Origin of the sequence: uncultured Amphritea sp. (genome assembly GCF_937127095.1) — a bacterium.
In the GTDB taxonomy this organism is placed as follows: domain Bacteria; phylum Pseudomonadota; class Gammaproteobacteria; order Pseudomonadales; family Balneatricaceae; genus Amphritea.
This window is the reverse complement of the sequence record NZ_CAKZLP010000068.1, coordinates 59348-80448: the sequence shown is the minus strand read 5'-3', so window position 1 is coordinate 80448 and position 21101 is coordinate 59348. Positions and strand designations below refer to the sequence as shown.

The window sequence follows — 21101 nt, the reverse complement described above, 5'->3', positions numbered from 1 at the left end:
GATAACCGTTGATGAACGCTAAACCTGAACTTCAGAGCGTCACGTTTCGTCGGGCATCTCTCGATGATCTGGACAGGTTGGAACAGATCGAGAAACGTTGCTTTGACGGTGATCGGCTACACCGCCGTAGCCTGCGTAACTGGATAAAAGCCCCCCATGGAGAGCTTATCGTCGCGGTGTGTCAAAACCTTGTGGTTGGATATGGGTTGGTCTGGTGCCATAAGGGCACCCGACTGGCGCGTCTGTATTCGCTGGCATTGTTGCCAGAGATGCGGGGCAGCGGCACGGCGGTCAGGCTGATGCGCGAACTGGAATTGGTGACCGCCGAACGGGGTTATCTGTTTATGCGCCTGGAGGTTGCCAAATCTAACGAGGCGGCCGCCGCGCTTTATCGCCGCTGTGGTTATCGGGTGTTTGGTGAATATCACGATTATTACGAAGATCACTCCGATGCACTGCGGATGCAGAAGACGATTCAGTATCTGAGTATCGATAAAATCCAGCGCTTAACTCCCTGGTATCAGCAAACCACTCCCTTTACCTGTGGCCCGGCGGCGCTGATGATGGTGATGGCCAGCCTCGATGAGACGCGGCTGGTGGATCAGAAAGAGGAACTGGATATCTGGCGTGAAGCCACCACCATCTTTATGACCACCGGGCACGGCGGTTGTCATCCGCTGGGGCTGGCGCTGGCCGCCAGTCAGCGGGGGTTTGCTGTGCAGGCGTTGATCAACACCGAAGGCCCGCTGTTTGTTGATGGCGTACGCTCCAGCCATAAAAAAGAGGTGTTGGCGGTGGTTCATCAGCAGTTTGTCGAAAAAACCGACCGCGATGAGCATATCCGGGTGATCTATGAAGAACTCGATCAGCAGCGCATCTCCGACTGGCTGCAACAGGGCTATGCGGTGATCATCCTCATCAGCACTTTCCGGCTGGATGGTAAGAAAGCGCCGCACTGGGTGGCTATGACCGGCATTGATGAACGCTGCTTTTACGTTCATGACCCCGATGCTGAGGATGTCAGCCAACTGGCCATCGATAACCAGTATCTGCCCATCACCCGGCAGGACTTCGATAAGATGTCTGCGTTTGGCAGTGGCCGGCTGCGAACGGCGGTGGCGATCAGGAAGCGGGAACTGAGTATAGAATAAGTACACTGCATACCCGCTGTATAAGTCTCGTCTTGACATTCCCCCAACCGGAACCTTTATACTCAGTGTGACTGTCAGCTCGGACGGGCGTGGCAGAAGAGATTAAAACGGAGCCGATATAGTATGTGGGTCAAGCTTAAACAGCTGATTATCGTGTTACTGGTGCTGAGCGTTCAGCTGCAGCCAGTGCATGTGCATGCTGTTGAGTTGCAAACACTGCAGTCGGGACACTCCGTTGGCCAGCTGTACCATGGTCATGGCACTGATGATGGCGTTCATTCGGGATATGACAGCAGTTCAGATGACACCGAATACCACGGTCATCTGAGCGAGTGTCACCCTGGGCATATGCTGCCACCGATAACCGCCGGGTTACAGCCGGTCAGAAAATTGACACAGTTCGCGAGGTGGGAGCCGTTATGGCGGCTCTCATCTGTTTCTCTGGCGCAGGAAACACCGCCCCCTCGATCCCTTTGATCTGATCATCTCTACACACTGCTATCTGTTGTTATTCTTATGATTAAGGGAATTCTGTTGCTATGAAAAAAATAATCTTATCGACCTGTCTTGTGGCAGTGACCACACTGACCACTCAGCAAGTAATAGCCCATGGGGGTGCAACCGGTGTCATTAAAGAACGGATGGACCTGATGGAGGGTATGAAAGATGTCGTAAAAGAGGTCAGTGCTATCTATAAAGGCGAAGCAGAGTATAACGCTGACACTATTCGTAACGCCGCCGAAACGATTAAAACCCACTCCGGTGATGCCATGACAAAGCTGTTTCCTGAGGGCAGCGTGTCAGGTCATTCTGAAGCCAAGCCGCTGATCTGGGAAGAGTGGCAGCGCTTTAAAACCCTTGCAGACCGTCAGGTCCGGCTGGCAGATGGTTTGTATCAAGCCGCAGACAATCAGGAAAGTGGTAACGCGGGTCATATGATGGGTGGCTCCGGGATGATGGGCAGTTCCGATGGCATGATGGGGTCAGGCGGCATGATGGGTGGTAATGAACATATGATGGATGACCCCGAACAGCTTGCTAAGATGCCGTCCAGTGCGGTGTTTCAGATGCTGACCGATAACTGTTCATCCTGTCACGAGCGCTATCGCGTAGAGGAGTGATCCGGCTGATGAAAAAGCACGGGTTGCTTGTTGTAGTCGGATTGATGGTAGCGGCGACGGGCTGGTTTAGTCTGCCGCTGCTGGCCAGTATTCCTGAGCTGAATCTGAGCACAGCCAGGGGTGATGTGTCCCGGGGCGCTTATCTGGCCAGAGCCAGTGGCTGCATCGCTTGTCATACCGATGTTAAAGGTGGAGGTGCTCCTTTGGCTGGTGGCGCGCCACTGAAAACGGAGTTTGGCACTTTCTATCCGCCTAACCTGACTACCGATGTGCAAAACGGTATCGGTGGCTGGACTTTGGAGCAGTTTGCCATTGCGCTGCGTCATGGTGTTTCGCCATCGGGTGATCCCTATTATCCGGCGTTTCCCTATGAGTTTTATGCCGGCCTTAGTGATCAGGATATTACTGATCTCTGGGTTGCGTTCCAGACCGTTCCGCCGGTCGCTCAGACAAGTACAGAGCATCAGCTGGGCTTTCCCTTTAATCTGCGCCGGAGTCTCTACCTGTGGCAGGCGATGTTTCTGGATGATCGCCCCTTCGCAGCAGAACCCGATAAAGATGAGCGTTACAATCGGGGGAAATTTCTGGTTGAGAGTGCGGCCCATTGTGCGGCCTGCCACAGCCCGAGAAACCTGTTAGGTGCACTGGATAGTGGCGCGCTCTATACGGGAGGTGCGTCAGCGCTGGAGCAAGAGGGAAATATTCCTTCGATAACGGCTAAAGCTCTGATTGAAGCGGGATGGAGTGAGCTGGATCTGGGTTATGCGCTGAAAACCGGCGTCAAAGCCGATGGTGACGTGTTCGGTGGCAGCATGGCGGAAGTGGTGCGTGAAGGCACTGCTTACCTGCAGCAGCAGGATAGGAATGCGATTGCATACTATCTGTTTAACCGGGATGAATAGCGCGTTAAGCCGTTGTGAAAGCTAACACGGAGGAGATTGATATGGTTGATAAACAAGCAGCAAACGTCGAGTCAGGTTTCAGCTTTGCGCTGATGGCAGGTTTCACCCCGGACAGCGCACAACAGGAGGTCCTGGCAATCACTGAGGGTGTGCTGTCGGTTGAATGGCAGGCTAAACACCTGACCATCCGCTGCAACATTATGCAGACCGGTTTGCCTCAGCTGCAACAGCAACTACAACAGCTCGGTATCCCCCTTAAACAGAGCCGTTGGCAGAATATAAAAGCAGGCTTGAAGGGTTTTACCGATGAAAACCTCAGGGCCCATGCGGTTCATCAACATCAGTGTTGTGGAAAGCCGCCTAAGGGACATTGATGATGCTATCGGGCAGCGCTATTCAATCCCATCACTCTTGAGCAAAGAGTGTCATTATCCCGCGGGCATAGTGCAGCAGGTCATCATCTTGTCGTTGCTTGCCAACTAATTGCAGTCCTAACGGCACAGCGTTTTCATCGGTCATACCGGGCACATTAATTACCGGTAATCCCATCGCCTGCCAGGGGCGACTCATATGAGGCGCGCCGGTCGCATCATGACCTAAAGGCGCGATCCCCGGCGATGCCGGTGTCAAAATAACTTCGGCCTCATCGGAGTATGACCACAACCAGTCACGACAGGCGTCGGCGGCATCCAGTGAGGCCACGTAACTGGCCCGATCCATAGAAAGCCCCTGTTCGATCAGTGCTGCCAGCGGTGCGCTGAGCTGATCGGCATGAAAAGATTCAATCACCAGATTACGGCAGACTTCCCAGGCCATAATGTTGATGTGGTGGTTTACCATCTCCCGGATTCGATCACCCGCCTCCAGCTCGATCACCTTAATGCCTTTCGCTTGCAACAGGCTGATCGCTTTTACGGTTGCTGTTTGCATCGCAGACGACAGATCACCAACGGACTCGCCATGGCAGACCAATACGCATGTGGGCAGCTGAGCGTTAGTCGGGTCGATTGAGGCTGGTTGACGCAGTAATATCGACCGCAACAATTGAATATCTTCTACCTGTCGGGCGAATAAGCCTAATGAATCGAGGGATTGGGCCAGGGGTTGTCCGCCGCGTAAAGAGAATTCACCGCGGCTGCCAACGTAACCGATAGCGCCGCAATAAGCGGCTGGGCGAATCACGGATGCCGCCGTCTGAGACCCTAGCGCCATCGGCACCATATTATCGGCTATTGCCGCCGCAGAACCGCTGGAAGAACCGCCGGGAGTGCGTTGTAAGTCCGCTGGGTTTTTGGTTTTTCCCGGTTTGAAATAGGCAAACTCGGTGGTTACGGTTTTACCCAGCACTATGGCTCCCGCAGCTCGCAGCTGTGCTACGCAGCTGGCATCCTCAATCGGTTGTCTGCCCTGATGAATAGGCGAGCCCATCTCTGTTGGCATCTCAACTGTATCGATGATGTCTTTCACACCCAGAGGCAAACCTTTCAGCAGGCTTGCATCCAGAGTCGCTTTATTCGCCTGATAATAGGTCAGATAGGCCTCTCGTGAGCGTTTTACTTGCCAGGCACCAACGTTGGGTTCACGGGCGTCAATACGATCAAAGCAGGCGTGGATAATCGCCTCGGTGGTGCAATCACCGGCATCGATCGCCCGCAGCATCTGGCATAAGCCCATCTCATTCAGATTGATTGTGGTATTCATAAGTAAATAGATCCTTGTACTACAAAAGGGGATAAGAGCATCGTTAAGATCGATAAAGATGATCTGATGACAGTTCATCGATGCTCTGAACGCCCATTAAATTAAGACAGCGAATGAGCTCTTCTTCCAGTATATCCAAAACCCGGGAGGCACCCGCCTGGCCTCCCGAGGCGACACCAAACAAAGTGGCCCGGCCCAGCATCACCCCCTGCACATCCAGCGCAGTCGCTTTTACGATATCGCTACCGCGACGAATACCGCTATCAAGCATGAGGTCAATCTGACCACCCACAGCGTCGACAATAGCAGGCAATGCCTCGATTGAAGACAGCGCACCGTCGAGCTGGCGACCACCATGATTGCTCACCACCAGACCATCAAAACCCAGCTTCATCGCCTGTATCGCATCATCGGGGTGCAGCACACCTTTTAGTATCAGTTTGCCCTGCCATTGGTCCCGAAGTCTGGCGACTTTGTCCCAATCCAATAACGTATCCAGTTGTTCCTGAATAAATTTCATCGCGCCCAGTGCGCTTTGTTCATTGGCAGGCAGGTAAGGGTTCAGATTGCCCATGGTCGGCAACCCGTTGGGCAGCATCACGCGTCGAATCCAGTTGGGGTGTCTGAGCAGATCCAGTTTATTACGCCAGGTCAGCTGTCTGGGTCTGGCAAAATTGCGTCTGTCCCATTCCCGGTTGCCCACGACCAGCGCATCAGAGGTAATCACCAGGGTATTTATATCAATCGCTCTGGCTCTGGCTAACAGATCGCCATTCAGTGAGGGGCTTTTTAAACTGTAGAGTTGAAACCACAGGTCCAGATCGTCTACCGCATCCCGAACCTGCTCCATCGATGCATTTGAGACTGTGCTTAAACAAAATGGAATCCTTTTTGCTCTGGCGGCTTTTGCTAAAGCGATGTCGGCTTGCGGCCAGAGCATACCATTAAAGCCGCTGGGCCCGATCATCATCGGCAGGGCGCTGGTTGAGCCTATCAATGAGGTTTCCAGAGAGGGGTGGTGATTGGCGACCAGGGTATGTGCTGTCAGTCGAAGTCTGGAAAAGTCGGTTTCATTGGCATGCAGCGTCTGCTCATTTTCCGCGCCTCCGGCTAAATATTCCCAGGCAAAGTCGGGTAAGCGATGACGTGCCAGCGCCGCCATTTCGGCCACACTCAGCACCCGGGAAAGATCCGGGCCTTTATAAAATCTGCGCATTACTCACTCCTAACGCCACTAACCCGTAAATGGACTCAATACAATCAATGGTTTAACCCTGAGGTGATCTTTTGATGACCTATAAGGTCGTCATTTTTGCTTGATTTGTCAACTGACTTTTCAATTAAAAGTAAAGACGATAATTGGTCGTATGCTCAGATAAAAAAATATTAAATGAAACTAAAATTGTGTTTAAATATTAAACAGAAGTAGATTGATTAAGGTTATATTTTATTTAAATTATTGATATATATGGTTATATTTAATTGTTTTTTGAGTTTTGATAAGTTGCCGGTGTTTTTAAAAAAGTTGATATTGAGAATAAAGTGTCTTTAATAAATCGAGTATTTTGTTGACATAAAGCAGATTTTTATGATTTTATTTGTTGAAATGTGTGTGTTTTTTAGGGGTTTAATGCTGTCTGGTCAGATGCTTTTTCAATGTTGCTGAGCGCCATTGTTAAGGGCACGGCTGGCAAATATTGATATAAAAAATATTGATATAAAAAGTGACGGAGTCATTTTTAACGGCCAGCGCGGTACTGATACCAGATGAAGTGGCCGTTGACGCTTTTGAATAGATAGCCACCCGGCTGATGGCTGACTCTAAGACACTTTTCAGTGAATAGCCCGCTATCAATTTATAAGGGAGGTATCGACGATGAGAATATGTATCGCAGGCGCCGGCGCAATCGGATGTACCCTGGCAGCCCGTTTAGCGTACTCGGGGCAAACGGTAAATGTGCTGGCCAGAGGCCGGACACTGGATGTCTTACAAAAAGAGGGTATTCATCTGACGGATATGGATGGTGAATACCGTGTTAGCGTCAATGCATCTGACTCAACCGAAGCATTAGGCCTGCAAGACCTTATTTTTGTCTGCACCAAAGCTCCAGCGTTGCCTGTCATGCTGGCGCTCATCAAGCCAATGCTGCATGAAGATACCATCGTTATCCCGGTCGTCAACGGTATTCCCTGGTGGTATTTCCAGGGTATTGAAAGTCGTTTTTCCGGTGAAATCATTCAGGCAGTCGATCCGCAAGGCAGAGGGAGTGATCTCATTGCTCCGCATCATCTGATCGGCTGTGTGGTATTTATTACCGCCTGTAGACGTGCGCCTGGGGTTGTCAGTTCAACCACGCCCCACTTAGTGGTGATGGGTGAAATAAACCATAAGTTCAGTGGTCGTGTTGAGCAGGTCAGAAAGATCATTGAGAACACCGGCATCGAAGCCAGGGCCATCGATAATATTCGGGATTATATCTGGACAAAAGTGGCCGCCAACCTCACTTCTAATCCCCTTTCTGTTGTGACTAAAGGCACGCTGGAACAGATCTACGCGGATGATCATTTAAAACAGCTGGTTCGCAGCATGTTGAACGAAGTGCTTCTGACGGCAGCGGCCTATGGCGCACGGATTAACTTTGATCCGCAAACCTTTATGGAGCAGGGGGCTGCAATGGGCGCGGTGAAAACCTCGATGTTACAGGATTACGAAGATGGTCAGCCACTGGAGCTTAATGCCATCGGCTATTCCGTATTAGAACTCGCCCGGAAGGTCAACACCCCGATGGTGGTGACAAAAAGTATATTGGATCTTACAACGTTTATTGCGGCTCAGCGCCAGCCTTAAGCCGATCAGGCTAATTCATTACAGGAGAGAGTATTATGAGTGACACTATCAGCCGCCCTGAGCATATCAGCGAAGGGGAGTGGGCATTACGGATTAAATTAGCGCATTGTTACCATCTGGTCGATTTTTTTGGTTGGACAGAAACTATTTTTAACCATATCTCTGCACGGCTTCCTGATGTGGAAGGGGAATATTTAGTCAATCCATTTGGGCTGAATTACACAGAGATTACCCCTCTCAACCTGATTAAGGTTGATGTTAATGGCAATAAGCTGGACGACTCGCCTTACGATGGCAATCCGGCAGGGTTTGCGCTGCACGGCGCGATTCACGCCGCCCGCGAAGATGTTCACTGTGTCATCCACACCCACACCAACGAAGTCTCCGCGGTGGCGATGAAAAAAACCGGCTTTACCCATGACAGCTTCTACGGGGCTCAATTATATGGTCGGGTTGGCTATCACGCCTTTGAGGGCATCACTCTGTTTGAAGAAGAAAAAGGCCGGATGTTGGAAAGCCTTGGGCAAAAGCACATTCTGGTACTGAGAAACCACGGTATCGCTGTCGGTGAGTTTGATATTGAGCGGACCTTTTTCCTCTTATGGACAGTCCAGCGGGCCGCTGAAATACAGCTAGCCGCGGGTGCATTAGGAGGTGAGGATGTGCTGTTGGAAGAGGCGATCAGTCAAAAGTGCGCTGACTTAACCCAGATGCTAATTAAAGACAGCGGTTTCGCCACTAAATTTTACGATGCGATGGTGCGCAAAATGGAAGCCGAAAAAGGCCTGTGCTGGTAATGATCCATCATGGTAATGCGCCTCGTATAGAAAGGTGTATTACCAACCCTGAAGTATAGTTTTATTAAGGTAATTAGCCCTCTGGTGGCACGCTATGAGTCTTTATGTAAACGCCTGGTTCATTGTTGAAAAATGATGGGTGTTTTTCAATGAAGCTCATCACTACAGGAACAAACAACCTCAATGACAAAACCCGTTCGAAACCCCCGCAGCCAGCGCTACAACCCTGCGAGTGAAGATTTTCACAAAGAAGATTTTCCATTTTACTGGCTGGCTCAGGTTCATGGTCGTTACGCTATGTCCATGGAAAAAAAGCTTAAAAAAATCAACCTGGATATCCCTCGATGGCGCATTCTCTTTACCCTCAAAGAGGAAGGCACCTGTAGCATTTCGAAAATCGCTCATCATGCTATTGCCAAAGTGCCCACCGTCACTAAGATCGTGCAGCGGATGAAAGAAGACGGTTTGGTCGAGACACGTATTCGGAGTGATGATGGTCGGGTCACCGAAGTGATGATGACCGCAAAAGGCATCGAGGCGATTGCCGATATTCAGGTGGCAACCCATGACCTGTTCCGCGAAAGCTTCAAAGACATGACCGAAGCGCAGATCAAGCGCCTGAATAAACTGTTAGAACAGCTATTTAACAACCTGCCGGATCATTGATCTGGCAGGTGTTTGCTTAAGTTCCACTGTTAAAAACAGATGATCTGATTAACTTTTTGGGTGTCTTAAGTTGGAGAGTGGAGATAAGAGCATTAGAACGGTTTCCTAATATCCGCTTCAGATCTTGTGGTTCGGATGTTGATGATCTTTGATCGGATCTCCTGTACCAAGTAGAAGGTGTTATCTCTTTTCCAGACTAACCTTGAGTACGAGCATCTCTTTTTGTCGAAGGGGTGGCAGGTCTTATCACTGGTAACTCTGTATTGTGGGCTACCCCAGCCATCGTAGATTTTTGATAGGTGGTCGCCAATGCCTACAGTTGCACCGTTAACATTGATTGAGCCTGCGTTGGAGTTAGCAGTGAGAGCCATTACTATGACGGTAAATATGATCTTTTTCATGACGTTTCCCTGATCGAAGAGGTTATCCCTATTTATCTAAGATGTTCTAGATTTTTAGATGTTTTTTCAATATGTTGTAGACACAATATTGATGTAATCGTAGATTTAAGTCTCACCATTTTTAAGATATCAGCAAATTAATTAGCATTTTAGATTTCAGGGATGTAGATGGCTAACAATTGGTCAGAGTCTGAGGTAGCGGCCGCCGTTCAAGACTACTTCAATATGCTTTGTCTTGAGTTACAGGGAGAGAGATATAACAAAGCAGAACATCGCCGGGCGTTGATGGAGCAACTTGAGGGCCGCACTGATAGCTCAGTTGAGCTCAAACATCAAAATATTAGCGCTGTATTAATTGAATTGGGTATCCCCTATATCGATGGTTACAAGCCACGTTATAACTACCAACGTAAGATTTTACCAACGGCAGTGGCCTCTTATTTAGTTAAAAATTCTCAATTGTTGTCTCTTTTCCAAGCTGATGCTGAGATTGTCCCCGCGGTGCCAACGGTTACAGATCTCTTAGCCGCCTTTGATACACCACCTAAACCGGAAGAGCGCAATTTAAATACTCTCTCTGGAGTTGCAGCTATCTATATCCCTAACGCAGTAAACTATTTGGAGCAGGAAGCGCAAAACCAAAAGTTAGGTGATGCGGGAGAACAGTTCGTTATCAATTTTGAGCAAGCGCGGCTTATTCGAGCGGGTAAAGAATCTTTGGCTGAGCGGATAGAGCAGGTGTCGGTGACTGAAGGCCCTGCCGCAGGGTTTGACATCCGCTCCTTTGAAGAGGATGGTGCCGATCGCTTTATCGAAGCTAAAACAACCAAGTATGGTAAAAACACGCCATTCTATGTGACGCCAAACGAGCTGCGTTTTTCACAAGCGAATGCAAAACGTTACCACCTGTACCGGGTGTTCAAGTTTCGTGCAGATCCAAAGGTATTCGTGTTACAGGGTAATTTAGAAGAGCTCTGTGATTTAAGGCCATCTGAGTATATGGCTAGGGTGAGTTAGGCTCGTACACAATGTGTAATGGTCTTAGAAAGCCTTCCCGGTATTGACCGGGAGGCTCTTTTTACCTATTACTTCTTCAACTTATCTATATTCAGCATCTTCATCAGGAATTTCTCGAAAATTGGTTCGCTGACACCGCTGCGGATTTTGTGCATAAAGTATTTTTCAAAGCCGACTTTCGCCAGATGCACCCATTTACCGGACTTCATCCAGTTAACGTTGCGTGGTGGAATCTGTGGCATCGCCACAAAGGCGATGCCGCTGTCACCCATATCGGCGAGACAGACGGCGTTCCAGGTGGCTTCGCTTTCCGGTTCTTTGTTATCAATGACTGAACGGATGTTGTGGGCGGTGGCGGTGACCATGCTCTCAATCATGAAGCCGGTTTTCGGCACGCCGGTGGGCACGGGAGTTGGCTTTTTCGGGGCGATGGCGACGGCAACACCAATACCCCAGATATTGGGATATTTAGGGTTGCGCTGATGTTTATCGATCACAATAAAACCGCGTGGATTCACCAGTCCTTCGATATCACGCACGGCGTCGATACCGGTAAAGGCGGGCAGCATCATGGTATAACCGAAGGGCAGTTCATGGCGCTTTTTCTCTTCGCCCTGCTCATCACACTCGATAACGTGCATCAGGCCATCTTCTATCCGGTCTACTTTGGCGTTGCAGATCCAGTCGATATGATGCTTACGCAATTCACTTTCGAGCATGGTTTTGCTGTCGCCGACGCCATCAAGACCGAGGTGGCCGATGTAGGGTTCTGAGGTGACAAAGGTCATGGGGATCTGATCACGGATTTTGCGCTTACGCAGATCAGAATCCATGATGAAGGCGGTTTCATAGGCGGGGCCGAAACAGCTGGCACCCTGTACCGCGCCGACAATAATCGGGGCGGGTTTTTCTGCTAACGCTTGCCATTCTTCACAGGCGACTTCGGCGTGATCGATATGGCAGACTGAGTTGGTGAAGCCTTCCGGCCCAAACCCTTCGATCTCATCAAAAGCCAGTTTAGGACCGGTGGCGATGACCAGATGGTCATAACTCAGTTTAGTGCCGTCGGCCAGTTCAAGTTCGTTGGTTTCCGGGTGAACACGTTTAGCCGCATTAACGACCAGCTCAACACCTTTTTTGGCCATCGGCGCAGCCAGTGGCACGGTGATGTCTGAGCGCTTGCGCCAATCAACCGCGACCCAGGGGTTTGAGGGCACGAAGTGATAGTAATCCTTATCACTGACAATCGTTACCTGATCGTCTGGTCCGGCCAGGTCTTTCATTTCGTAGGCCATAGGAACGCCGCCAAGACCGGCACCGAGGATGATGATATGCGCCATACACTTCCCTCCAGAGAATGTGTTTGTTAACACTATTATATTTATTAGATGTGTCTAATATAAGGTCAAAAAGTAGACAGAGTCAATTTATTAATTGTGACAATGGTCTTAGAGGCGCTGAGTGAATTTAAAGCGGAAAGATTGAGTTCAGCTTTTATAACGATCATCTGTTGTTTCAGCAGGTTAGGGTTTATGTATTCGTTATCTTTATATCTGTATATAAAAATCAATTATTCTCTATATTTAAGATGCGTTAAAGTGGTCCTCTTTTTATAACAAGAAGATCGGAAGGTGTAAGCGATGCAGTATTATGTAGATGGTTTTCGTGGGGTTGATCCGGATATAAAAATTGCGACAGAGAAACGTCGTGATCGCAGCGAGTTTGCGCCGCTGCCGGAAAAAGTAGATGTATTGATCGCTGGCTGTGGCCCTACCGGTCTGTGTCTGGCGGCACAGCTGTCTCAGTTCGCTGATATCGACACTATGATTGTGGACCCGGCTCCCGGTCCTCTTGAAAAGGGTAAAGCCGATGGCATCAACACCCGCACCATGGAGATGTTTCAGGCATTTGGCTTCGCCGACAAGGTAAAGCGCGAGAGTTACTGGGTTAATCAGACCAATTTCTGGATGCCTGACCCGGAAAAACCTGCCAATATCAAACGTATTGGTCGGGTGCAGGATGTTGCCGATGACTCCTCCGAGATGCCGCATATTCTGATCAATCAGGCGCGGGTGCATCAACTGTTCCTTGAAGTGATGGAGAACTCCCGGACACGCCTTACGCCAGACTATAGCTGGTCTGTGGTGGATGTTGAGGTCGATACCACTACGGATGATTATCCCGTTACCGTAACGCTGGCAAACACCGGCATCAATGCCGGCGAAACGAAGACGGTGCGGGCTAACTATGTGGTTGGTTGTGATGGCGCACGCTCTAATGTACGCAGAGCGATTGGTGGCGAGCTCCACGGTGATGCAGCGCATCAGGCCTGGGGTGTGATGGATATTTTGGCGAACACCGATTTTCCCGATGTGCGGCAGAAATGCCTGATCACCTCTGCTCATGAGGGTAATGTGCTGATTTTGCCACGGGAGGGCGGTTATCTTTTCCGCATGTATGTCGAGCTGGATAAGCTTAATTCGGATGAGCGTGTGTCTAGTCGTAATTTTACCGTTGATGACCTGATCGCCGGGGCTAACCGCATTATGCAGCCTTATAGTATCGATGTTAAAGAGGTTGCCTGGTGGTCTATCTATGAGATCGGGCACCGGATGACCGACCGCTTTGATGATGTGCCGGAAGGCGAGTCTGCCACTCGTAATCCCCGCGTGTTTACCGCCGGTGATGCCTGCCATACTCATAGCCCTAAGGCGGGACAGGGGATGAACGTTTCGATGCAGGACACCTTTAACCTCGGTTGGAAACTGGCGCATGTGCTACAGGGGCGTGCCGATGCGGCGCTGTTGCACAGTTATTCTGCTGAGCGCTGGGCTGAAGCTAAACGTCTGGTCGATACTGACCATGAATGGGCCCGCATTATGTCAGCCCCGGCTGGCGAATCTGTGCTGGATAATGGTGAAGAGCCACGCTTTATACGGCAGTTCAAAGCTAATCTGGAGTTCACTGGCGGCCTGGCGGTTAAGTATGATGAGTCCGCGCTGATCGGCCCGCTGGCGCATCAGGCGTTGGCGACCGGTGAACAGATCGGTCGCCGTTTCCATTCCGCTCCGGTGGTTCGCGTTGCGGATGCCAAACAGATGCAGCTTGGCCATGTAGCTGAAGCCGATACCCGCTGGAGAATCTATGCCTTTGCCGGACAAAACGACAGCTCTGCGCCGGGTTCAGCGATTCATAAACTGGCAGACTGGTTGCAGAACGATTTGAACTCACCGGTGGTGAAATTTACCGGTAAAGATGAAGACATTGATGGGCTGATTGATCTGCGCGCGGTCTTCCAGCAAACCTTCGATCAGCTGGCTTATGAGGATATGCCTGCGTTGCTTTGCCCGACCAAAGGTAAGCTTGGTCTGCAGGATCACGAGAAAGTGTTCTGTGTCGATCATAAAGGCCTGGGTGATATCTACGATATGCGTGGCATTAGCCGTGAGCAGGGCTGCATGATTGTTGTGCGCCCGGATCAGTACATTGCTCAGGTTCTGCCACTGGATGGCTATCAGGCACTGACAGCCTTCTTTGAGGGGATCTATCTACCAGTCGCCAGATAATCACAGGCTAAGATAGACAGGTATTAAACAGGCGCCGGAGAGATTCGGCGCCTGTTTTTTTTGTTTAAGAATGGATGTCTGGTTGATTATGGCTACATCTGCTGCATTGTCAGATCATATTAACGGGTTTGGTTTTTGGTCTTTTCTTTGGCGTTGTTTATACCCGATGGAGTCAGGGATATCTGGAGAAATGCGATGCTCAGCAGCAGCTGTTGATCGGTGCCTGTGATGGCAGACGTTTCCCTGCTGTGGTCAAGAGTAATGGTGGCGAGCAGAGGAAGCTAAGCGGCTTAATCAGCAGCAGAAACTGGCTGAGCTAAATCGGAAACGGGCAGAGCAGCAGGCCCTGATAAATAGCCGGAAACAAGCGCCGGTGGCTATAAGAAAAGCGCCGACAACTGAGAAGAAAACCGCTTATGAAGGCTGTCCTCAGCAACAGTCATTCGATATTCAGGTGCCAAATGCGGTGTCGGTGAAAGACATCGAGAAAGCGACCAAAATTGGGGGTACAACCACAGTCACCATTAATCCGGGCGGTGGTTCGTCCAGCCCTGACTCATCGGTGGCCAATAATGACACGACTCCATCTAAGCCCAAGCCGGTGAAAAAAGGTAAGCGTTTAGTGGAGTCCCTGGCATTCTGTAAGCAGACTAAGCGCAATCAGGATAAATGGTTCTGTGAAGGTCGCACTCAGAAGATGTGGACATCAGTGGGTCTGGATAAAGCGCTGATATCGGAAAACTTATCTGGAGCCGTGATATCGCTGGATGGATCGATATTCCCGCGGTTATTCTGGCGGATCGCAGGGAGTTTTTTGAGTAGAGCGTAAATCAGATCACCGTTGCTCATAGGACGAGCAGCGGTGATGGGTTTTAAACACGTTAGGTTTGAATCCTTTTACAGTATCTCAATACCCACCAACGTCAGCAATCATATGAAGAGGGGCTGCTCCGTCGGCATGCTCCATAAATTCTGCTGTTTGCTAACTGGCCAGGCCTGCTGACCCGTCAGACGTTAGAGTGCTAAGCCTGATTAATATCCACAAGCTCACCCAGGTCGTAACTTTTAATACCGGGGTATGCGCCGCACCACTCGGACAGTTCCTGTTTCTGACCCTCTGTCGGTGACTCGTAGCGCTTTTGAGAGAGTACATGCCCCTCAATCCCGTCAGCATCAGAGTAACCAAAGTAGGTCAGCCCTTGCTTTTCAAGTTGGTCAACGAAACTACCAATGAATGCGTCCAGGTCACGCTCTTCGCTGGTGGATAGCTTTACCTGTATTTCAAAGAGATTAACGGCAAATTCACCCAGGTATAGTTTTTTACGCAGGCGGCGGTTGTGCTTCTGTCGTGCTTCCATGATGGATAATCCTTATGTTAATAAACGGTGTAAAGGTAAAAAACATGTAACAAAAAAAGGCGACCCGGGTGGGCGGCCTTCTTTCTTAGCATTTTGTTCAAATAGCTAATGACGACAGAAGTCGATTAAACTTCTTACGAAAACCTGGATCTGACAGCAAATTAACAACCAACTTTTGGTCGGAAGCTTCCAAGTGGCCTTTTATAAAAAAGGTGCAGGGTTCATCTGCTGCTTCGATATTGAATTCGGATAAGTCACGCAGGCCTTGATACGCTACACGGTCTCCGATACGTCCAGCCAGATAAAGTAACACGGTATCTTTCAGTTCATCCTCTTTCACAACAAACGACAACTGCGCGGGCGTTTTGACCAGAGGCAGCATTGAATTGGCGATTGCATGTTCAATATCCTCTGGTAATCCCCAGTTCCGGGCTAATGTTGAGCCAACGATCGATGAGTTCAAACCGCAACCTTGTTGCTGTGCTTTAATTCTATCCAGCACCGTCATGCCTTCTGCATACCAGGCGTGAGCGGCTTCCTCACCCAGGATAATACCTAAGTCGCCGAGATTAAAAAACAGGGCTTTGGTTGCCAGCACCGAAGGGCGGTAATGACCAGAACTTTGTCCCAATAAATTAGCAAAAGCGCTCGCCACAGCAGTGGATAACCATACACGCTGCAAGGCAGCTCTCTGTGCTTCAGAGCAGTCTTTAGTTTGATCAGCAGTGGCCGCCTGGGAGACCAGACCCTTAACAAAACTGACACCCAGATAATTTACCGCGTGCTGGACGCTAGAAATAGGGGAGGTTAACGCAAATGCTGCAGAATTCACCGTTCGCAACACACCTGCTGTCAGTCCGGGATCGGCGGCAAGGGTGGCAACCAGCTCCTGTGGTGTATCCAGGCCGCCCGCTAACTTCGATTGCACGGGGTGCGGGTCTGGCAGCCTTTCGCATAATTGTCGGGCCCGGTCTGCTTGTTTTTCATCAATCTGTGTTGCGACAAACAGATCAAACCCGGTAAGCGAAGCGAGCATCTCTTGCGACAATCCGGACGCGCCCAAATTAGCGGGCTCATTCAAGAGTTCTCCAAAAGGCATTGAAGGTTTACCCGTCAACTGGCTGGACTGCCTGGTTGGCTTCGGCTTCTTATCCGCTGTTTTCTTTTTGTTTCTACTAAATATTCTAAATAGTCCAAAGAGCACGACAGTTGACTCCAGCAGTGGGCATATATCATTTAATCAAACGCGGCTTAAGCGCTTGCGCATAGTATTTTGAGCATAGCAGAGCGTTTTGGCTGGCTCGTGAAACGCTATATTCGTCGGTTTCTATATAGTCAGGGTTTACTTATCCCTCTTTGCCAGCCTTTGTAGACTCGTACATTGCAGCATCCGCCTGGCTCTGTAAGTCTCTGCCATCTGTAGGAACATGTAAATCTTTTTGATAAACCACAGTTCCCATAGTGACAGATATACAAAAGTCCGTTTCTTCAAGGTGCAGAGGTGGGTTTACTGCGGCCGTTCCGGCCTTGCCCTGCGGGTCATCGTGAAGAGCGACGATGATGTGTCGCGCAAAAAAACGCGCTCGGTTCGAACCCGCTCCGCGGCTGCTCAATACCCACCCAACTTTCATCAGAGCAAAGAAAAAGGGCTACCCGGAGGGCAGCCCTTTTTCTTTGCATTTGGTGGAGGTGGCGGGTTTCGAACCCGCGTCCGCCAATCCTCTGCCTCTAGATCTACATGTTTAGACACTTCTACTTAATTAACCCAGCACGGCCCGAAGGTCAGGGCGTTTAGGGCGAGCCTCTTTAGTTTTAACCCTTCGTCTTGAGACAAAGCTTCCGGGCGATTCTATCTCGAATGACACTGCAAAATCCTCTAGTTATAGACACCTGAAGGAGCAGCGCAAGCAGACTTAAGCTGCTAGAGCGTAGTTATCGTCGTTTGCAACTATAACTGTGTAGTAATTGATTTACGTGATTCACTACACTCACGACATGCACCAAAGGGTTCGTAATCAGCGTCGAAGCCAAGTCACCCCCATAGTATTTCCGACCACATAATTGCCTGATAGTTCTGTTGAAGCAATTCGTCAGGATGTTATGTAAGACGGGCCGGCATTATAGCCGGTTTACAGCAAGAATATAGCTTTATCTCAGTAACAGGTTACTTAGCTGCCAGTACGCGTTGTTTCTGACGGTTCCAGTCACGCTCTTTTTCTGCATCCCGTTTGTCATGCTGTTTCTTACCTTTGGCCAGGGCAATTTCGCATTTGACCCGGTCGTTCTTCCAGTAAAGGGAGAGGGCGACGCAGGTGAAACCTTTAGCCTGAACCGCGCCGATCAGACGATCAATTTCGCGACGGTGCAGCAGCAGTTTGCGCTGGCGTGTGGGTTCAGCCACAACATGGGTGGATGCAGTTTTCAGGGGCGTAAAATGGGCGCCAACAAGCCACGCTTCGCCGTTATGCAGAACTACATAGGAGTCTACAAGCTGGCCGCGACCTTCGCGGAGGCTTTTTACTTCCCATCCGGTGAGAGACAGTCCGGCCTCGAACTTGGTATCAATAGAATACTCATGTCGGACTTTTCTGTTCTGGCAGATGGTATTGCCACTGGGTTTTGCTTTCTTCTTTACCATGGGGCGGGATTATATAGAGCGTTACAGTTCAATGAAAGAGAATTGAGTGGCGAGGGGCTTGAGTCTGTGTATTGCTGAGTGAAAAAGGGTTTTTTGCCGGGGGCTGGCCTGTGTCATTGAATTGAGTGGCCAAAATAAGGACAATGCCGGGCTGTTTAACGATTCGCATGAGTTGTTTGAAATATCCGCCTACGTTAAGAGATTCAGATGAAAGATCGTCAAAATATTCATGGTTCATGGGCCAGTCGCTGGGTCTTTATTATGGCTGCGACCGGTTCTGCTGTTGGCCTGGGTAATATCTGGAAGTTTCCCTATATTGCAGGTGAGAATGGTGGCGGTGCATTCGTCCTGATGTATCTGGTGTTTATTCTTGCGGTCGGCGTGCCGATTATGATGGCTGAGGTGCTGGTAGGACGGCGTGGGCGTCAAAGCCCGATTAACTCAATGCGGGAGGTCGCCATCGAGTCGGATCAGTCACCTAAGTGGGCTCTGGTCGGCTGGGTGGGTGCATTAGCCGGGTTTCTGATCTTCTCTTTCTATTCGGTGGTGGCCGGATGGGTGCTGGCCTATGTGGCGTCCATGGCAAATGGTGAGTTTCTTGATATTGGTAGTGAACAGGCGGGTAAAGCATTCAATGAGCTGTTGGCTAACCCTCAGGCTCTGCTGATCTGGCATTCCGTGTTTGTGGTGCTGGTGATGGTGGTATTGCTGGGTGGCGTTAACAAAGGTCTGGAACGCGCTACTAAGATTATGATGCCAGCACTGTTTGTGTTGCTGTTGCTGTTGCTAGGCTATTCGATGACCTCCGGCTCGTTTGGTGAAGGTCTGGATTTTTTGTTCCATTTTGATCCATCGGAACTGTCCTGGAATGCGGTGCTGGTAGCGTTGGGGCACTCGTTTTTTACCCTGTCGCTGGGGATGGGGTCGATCATGGCATACGGATCTTATATGCCTAAGAAGGCTTCGATTGGTGGAACCGTGTTGACGATTGCTGCACTGGACACGATTGTGGCGCTGGTGGCAGGGATGGCGATTTTCCCGATCGTTTTTGCTAATGGGCTGGACCCCGGCGCGGGGCCTGGTCTGATGTTTATTACCTTGCCGGTGGCCTTTGGCCATATGCCCGGTGGTCAGGTGTTTGGCTTTCTGTTCTTTGTGCTGGTGGCGCTGGCCGCCTGGACCTCGGCGATCTCGCTGATGGAACCGGGGGTTGCCTGGATGGTTGAGCGCTTTGGCCTGAAACGGGGGCCTGTCTGCATTATGCTGGGGCTGGTGGTATGGCTGATGGGCATCGCGGCACTGAGTTCGTTTAACTTCGGCAGTGATGTATCACTGTTCGGTATGAATATTTTCGATTTCCTCGACTTTATTACCGCTAATATATTCCTGCCACTGGGTGGTTTGCTTATCGCCTGCTTTACGGGCTGGGTGCTGACCCAGCGTATTACGCGCGATGAACTGGCGGTTTCTAATCCGGCTTACTATCTGGCCTGGTCGGTCGCGATCCGTTATATTGCTCCGGTCGCAGTTGCTGCGATCTTTATTTTCAATCTGATTGATAAGCTGGGCTGAGCGCATGACACAGGTAGACCGGAGTGCCCTGGTGCTCCATACGGCAGAGCAGATGTTTGATCTGGTAAATGATGTGGAAAACTATCCTCAGTTTTTACCCTGGTGCGCCGGTAGCACACTGATTGAGTCGACTGAGACAACGATGCAGGCGAGTCTGAAGGTTGCCAAGGCGGGCCTCAAGTATAGTTTTACCACCCGCAATCAACTGGAACGTCCGGAAATGATCCGTATTGAACTGGTTGAAGGGCCATTTTCCAGCTTGTCAGGGGTGTGGACATTCAAGCCTTTGAGTGATGAGGCATGTAAAGTGAGCCTGAGCATGACTTTTGATTTTTCCGGTAAGCTGACAAATCTGGCGATGAGTAAAGTGTTTAATCAGATGGCGGCGACGATGGTTGACGCGTTTGTTAGTCGCGCCGATCAGGTCTATGGCTGAATGGCTAAGCGGCTTCAGGGCTGGCTCTTCAGAGTTAAGGGCGTAAGGATTTAGGTAACGGGCATGATTAAAGTTGAAGTGGCATACGCACTGCCTGATGAGCAGAAGATTATCGCGCTGCAGGTGGAAGAGGGATGTTCTGCCTATGAAGCGGTGGTGCAATCGCATATTGCGCAGATCTTTCCGCAGATCAATGTTGAGAGCGATCCGATGGGGATCTTTGGTAAGGCGATAGCCGATCCGAAAACGCATATTCTTAAGCCAGATCAGCGGGTTGAAATCTATCGGCCGCTGATTGCCGATCCGAAAGAGGTGCGAGCACGCCGGGCGGCAAAAGCGAAAGCAGAGCGAGACGCGCAGGGTTGATCTGACTGAGTTTGTCAGATCGAACGTTTTGTGTGGCAGAGTCTTTGTAGCAGAACCTTTGTAACACAGAGCTTCGTTGAAACGTAAAAAACCGGACGAGGTCCGGTTTTTTATGCGCCAGTGAGACGGTCGTTACTGCTGACCACCGCCGGGGCGGAAATCACCCGCCATGCCCGACAGGTTGCCGTTGGCATCGAACAGAATGGTCAGGCTTTGCTGGGTGATAACACCGGTTTCACCCGATTGATTACGGTAGATGTAGTCCCAGCGATTGTTGTTGAAGCTGTCGGTCACCAGCGGTGTACCCAGCACATAACGCACCTGGTTCTGAGTCATTCCCGGGCGGAGAGTATCTACCATCTCCTGGGTAACCACATTGCCCTGTGGAATATCAATCTTGTAAACACCGGGGAACTCGGCGCACCCGGCCAGTAAAATAGCGGCGATAACGCTAATAAGAATTTTTTGCATTAGTAAATGACTTCCACTTTCGCGTATAAAATCAGATAATTGAGTTCGCAAGTCTAACATTCGTTGAGATAAACATCATAGAGAAAGATT

General features: G+C 50.1%; 22 protein-coding genes and 1 other RNA gene. 14 read left to right on the top strand and 9 right to left on the bottom strand.

Annotated features, from left to right (window positions below; genetic code table 11):
* Positions 1-11: 11 nt before the first annotated feature.
* The 5 genes from Q0499_RS17680 to Q0499_RS17660 all read left to right on the top strand — a co-directional run bounded on the left by Q0499_RS17680 (position 12) and on the right by Q0499_RS17660 (position 3548).
* Positions 12-1151, top strand: coding sequence for a GNAT family N-acetyltransferase/peptidase C39 family protein (locus Q0499_RS17680; RefSeq protein ID WP_299202124.1), 1140 nt, complete (start codon positions 12-14; stop codon positions 1149-1151).
* A gap of 123 nt (positions 1152-1274) precedes the next feature.
* Positions 1275-1628: a hypothetical protein gene (locus Q0499_RS17675; RefSeq protein ID WP_299202122.1), complete on the top strand. Its 354-nt coding sequence runs from the start codon at positions 1275-1277 to the stop codon at positions 1626-1628.
* A 62-nt stretch (positions 1629-1690) separates the two neighbouring features.
* On the top strand, positions 1691-2272 hold the full coding sequence (locus Q0499_RS17670; protein ID WP_299202120.1) for a cytochrome c: 582 nt from the start codon (positions 1691-1693) through the stop codon (positions 2270-2272).
* Between the two features lie 8 nt (positions 2273-2280).
* Entirely contained in the window at positions 2281-3174 is an 894-nt protein-coding gene (locus Q0499_RS17665; RefSeq protein WP_299202118.1) for a cytochrome c, read from the top strand.
* Positions 3175-3215: 41 nt separating this feature from the next.
* Entirely contained in the window at positions 3216-3548 is a 333-nt protein-coding gene (locus Q0499_RS17660) for a hypothetical protein (protein ID WP_299202115.1), read from the top strand.
* A gap of 31 nt (positions 3549-3579) precedes the next feature.
* Here the strand turns inward: Q0499_RS17660 and Q0499_RS17655 are convergent, their stop codons facing one another.
* Together Q0499_RS17655 and Q0499_RS17650 are read right to left on the bottom strand one after the other, a co-directional pair.
* Positions 3580-4875, bottom strand: coding sequence for an amidase (locus Q0499_RS17655; RefSeq protein WP_299202113.1), 1296 nt, complete (start codon positions 4873-4875; stop codon positions 3580-3582).
* Between the two features lie 43 nt (positions 4876-4918).
* On the bottom strand, positions 4919-6091 hold the full coding sequence (locus Q0499_RS17650; protein WP_299202110.1) for an alpha-hydroxy acid oxidase: 1173 nt from the start codon (positions 6089-6091) through the stop codon (positions 4919-4921).
* A gap of 660 nt (positions 6092-6751) precedes the next feature.
* Here Q0499_RS17650 and Q0499_RS17645 point away from each other — a divergent pair.
* The 3 genes from Q0499_RS17645 (at position 6752) to Q0499_RS17635 (ending at position 9186) form a co-directional block, all read left to right on the top strand.
* Complete coding sequence (locus Q0499_RS17645; RefSeq protein ID WP_299202108.1) at positions 6752-7723, top strand: 2-dehydropantoate 2-reductase; 972 nt, start codon at positions 6752-6754, stop codon at positions 7721-7723.
* Positions 7724-7758: 35 nt separating this feature from the next.
* On the top strand, positions 7759-8520 hold the full coding sequence (locus tag Q0499_RS17640) for a class II aldolase/adducin family protein (protein WP_299202107.1): 762 nt from the start codon (positions 7759-7761) through the stop codon (positions 8518-8520).
* Positions 8521-8703: 183 nt separating this feature from the next.
* Entirely contained in the window at positions 8704-9186 is a 483-nt protein-coding gene (locus Q0499_RS17635) for a MarR family winged helix-turn-helix transcriptional regulator (RefSeq protein WP_299202105.1), read from the top strand.
* A gap of 92 nt (positions 9187-9278) precedes the next feature.
* Here Q0499_RS17635 and Q0499_RS17630 read toward each other — a convergent pair whose 3' ends face one another.
* On the bottom strand, positions 9279-9587 hold the full coding sequence (locus Q0499_RS17630; RefSeq protein WP_299202101.1) for a hypothetical protein: 309 nt from the start codon (positions 9585-9587) through the stop codon (positions 9279-9281).
* Positions 9588-9755: 168 nt separating this feature from the next.
* On the opposite strand from Q0499_RS17630, the gene Q0499_RS17625 reads away from it, so the two are divergent.
* The gene (locus Q0499_RS17625; RefSeq protein ID WP_299202098.1) at positions 9756-10604 is read left to right on the top strand and encodes a DUF3883 domain-containing protein; all 849 of its coding nucleotides are present in this window, start codon (positions 9756-9758) and stop codon (positions 10602-10604) included.
* A 68-nt stretch (positions 10605-10672) separates the two neighbouring features.
* On the opposite strand, the gene Q0499_RS17620 is transcribed toward Q0499_RS17625, so the two are convergent.
* On the bottom strand, positions 10673-11944 hold the full coding sequence (locus tag Q0499_RS17620; protein WP_299202095.1) for an FAD/NAD(P)-binding oxidoreductase: 1272 nt from the start codon (positions 11942-11944) through the stop codon (positions 10673-10675).
* Positions 11945-12244: 300 nt separating this feature from the next.
* Here Q0499_RS17620 and Q0499_RS17615 point away from each other — a divergent pair, with 300 nt between their 5' ends.
* A complete protein-coding gene (locus Q0499_RS17615; RefSeq protein ID WP_299202092.1) occupies positions 12245-14170 on the top strand; it encodes an FAD-dependent monooxygenase in 1926 nt (641 codons plus the stop codon).
* Between the two features lie 373 nt (positions 14171-14543).
* Positions 14544-14999, top strand: coding sequence for a hypothetical protein (locus tag Q0499_RS17610; protein ID WP_299202089.1), 456 nt, complete (start codon positions 14544-14546; stop codon positions 14997-14999).
* Positions 15000-15192: 193 nt separating this feature from the next.
* On the opposite strand, the gene Q0499_RS17605 is transcribed toward Q0499_RS17610, so the two are convergent.
* From Q0499_RS17605 to smpB, 4 genes are all read right to left on the bottom strand, one after another.
* The gene (locus Q0499_RS17605) at positions 15193-15528 is read right to left on the bottom strand and encodes a 50S ribosome-binding protein YggL (protein ID WP_299202085.1); all 336 of its coding nucleotides are present in this window, start codon (positions 15526-15528) and stop codon (positions 15193-15195) included.
* Positions 15529-15625: 97 nt separating this feature from the next.
* The gene (locus Q0499_RS17600; protein ID WP_299202083.1) at positions 15626-16732 is read right to left on the bottom strand and encodes an HDOD domain-containing protein; all 1107 of its coding nucleotides are present in this window, start codon (positions 16730-16732) and stop codon (positions 15626-15628) included.
* Positions 16733-17209: 477 nt separating this feature from the next.
* Positions 17210-17568, bottom strand: a transfer-messenger RNA (tmRNA) gene (gene ssrA / locus Q0499_RS17595).
* A gap of 124 nt (positions 17569-17692) precedes the next feature.
* Entirely contained in the window at positions 17693-18166 is a 474-nt protein-coding gene (smpB, locus tag Q0499_RS17590; protein ID WP_299202081.1) for an SsrA-binding protein SmpB, read from the bottom strand.
* Positions 18167-18373: 207 nt separating this feature from the next.
* Here smpB and Q0499_RS17585 point away from each other — a divergent pair, with 207 nt between their 5' ends.
* The 3 genes from Q0499_RS17585 (at position 18374) to Q0499_RS17575 (ending at position 20540) form a co-directional block, all read left to right on the top strand.
* Positions 18374-19738, top strand: coding sequence for a sodium-dependent transporter (locus tag Q0499_RS17585; RefSeq protein ID WP_299202079.1), 1365 nt, complete (start codon positions 18374-18376; stop codon positions 19736-19738).
* Positions 19739-19742: 4 nt separating this feature from the next.
* Positions 19743-20174 (top strand): type II toxin-antitoxin system RatA family toxin, encoded by a 432-nt coding sequence (locus Q0499_RS17580; RefSeq protein ID WP_299202077.1) that lies wholly within the window; start codon positions 19743-19745, stop codon positions 20172-20174.
* A gap of 63 nt (positions 20175-20237) precedes the next feature.
* A complete protein-coding gene (locus Q0499_RS17575) occupies positions 20238-20540 on the top strand; it encodes an RnfH family protein (RefSeq protein WP_299202074.1) in 303 nt (100 codons plus the stop codon).
* Positions 20541-20672: 132 nt separating this feature from the next.
* Here Q0499_RS17575 and bamE read toward each other — a convergent pair whose 3' ends face one another.
* Complete coding sequence (bamE, locus tag Q0499_RS17570) at positions 20673-21011, bottom strand: outer membrane protein assembly factor BamE (RefSeq protein WP_299202071.1); 339 nt, start codon at positions 21009-21011, stop codon at positions 20673-20675.
* Between the last annotated feature and the right edge of the window lie 90 nt (positions 21012-21101).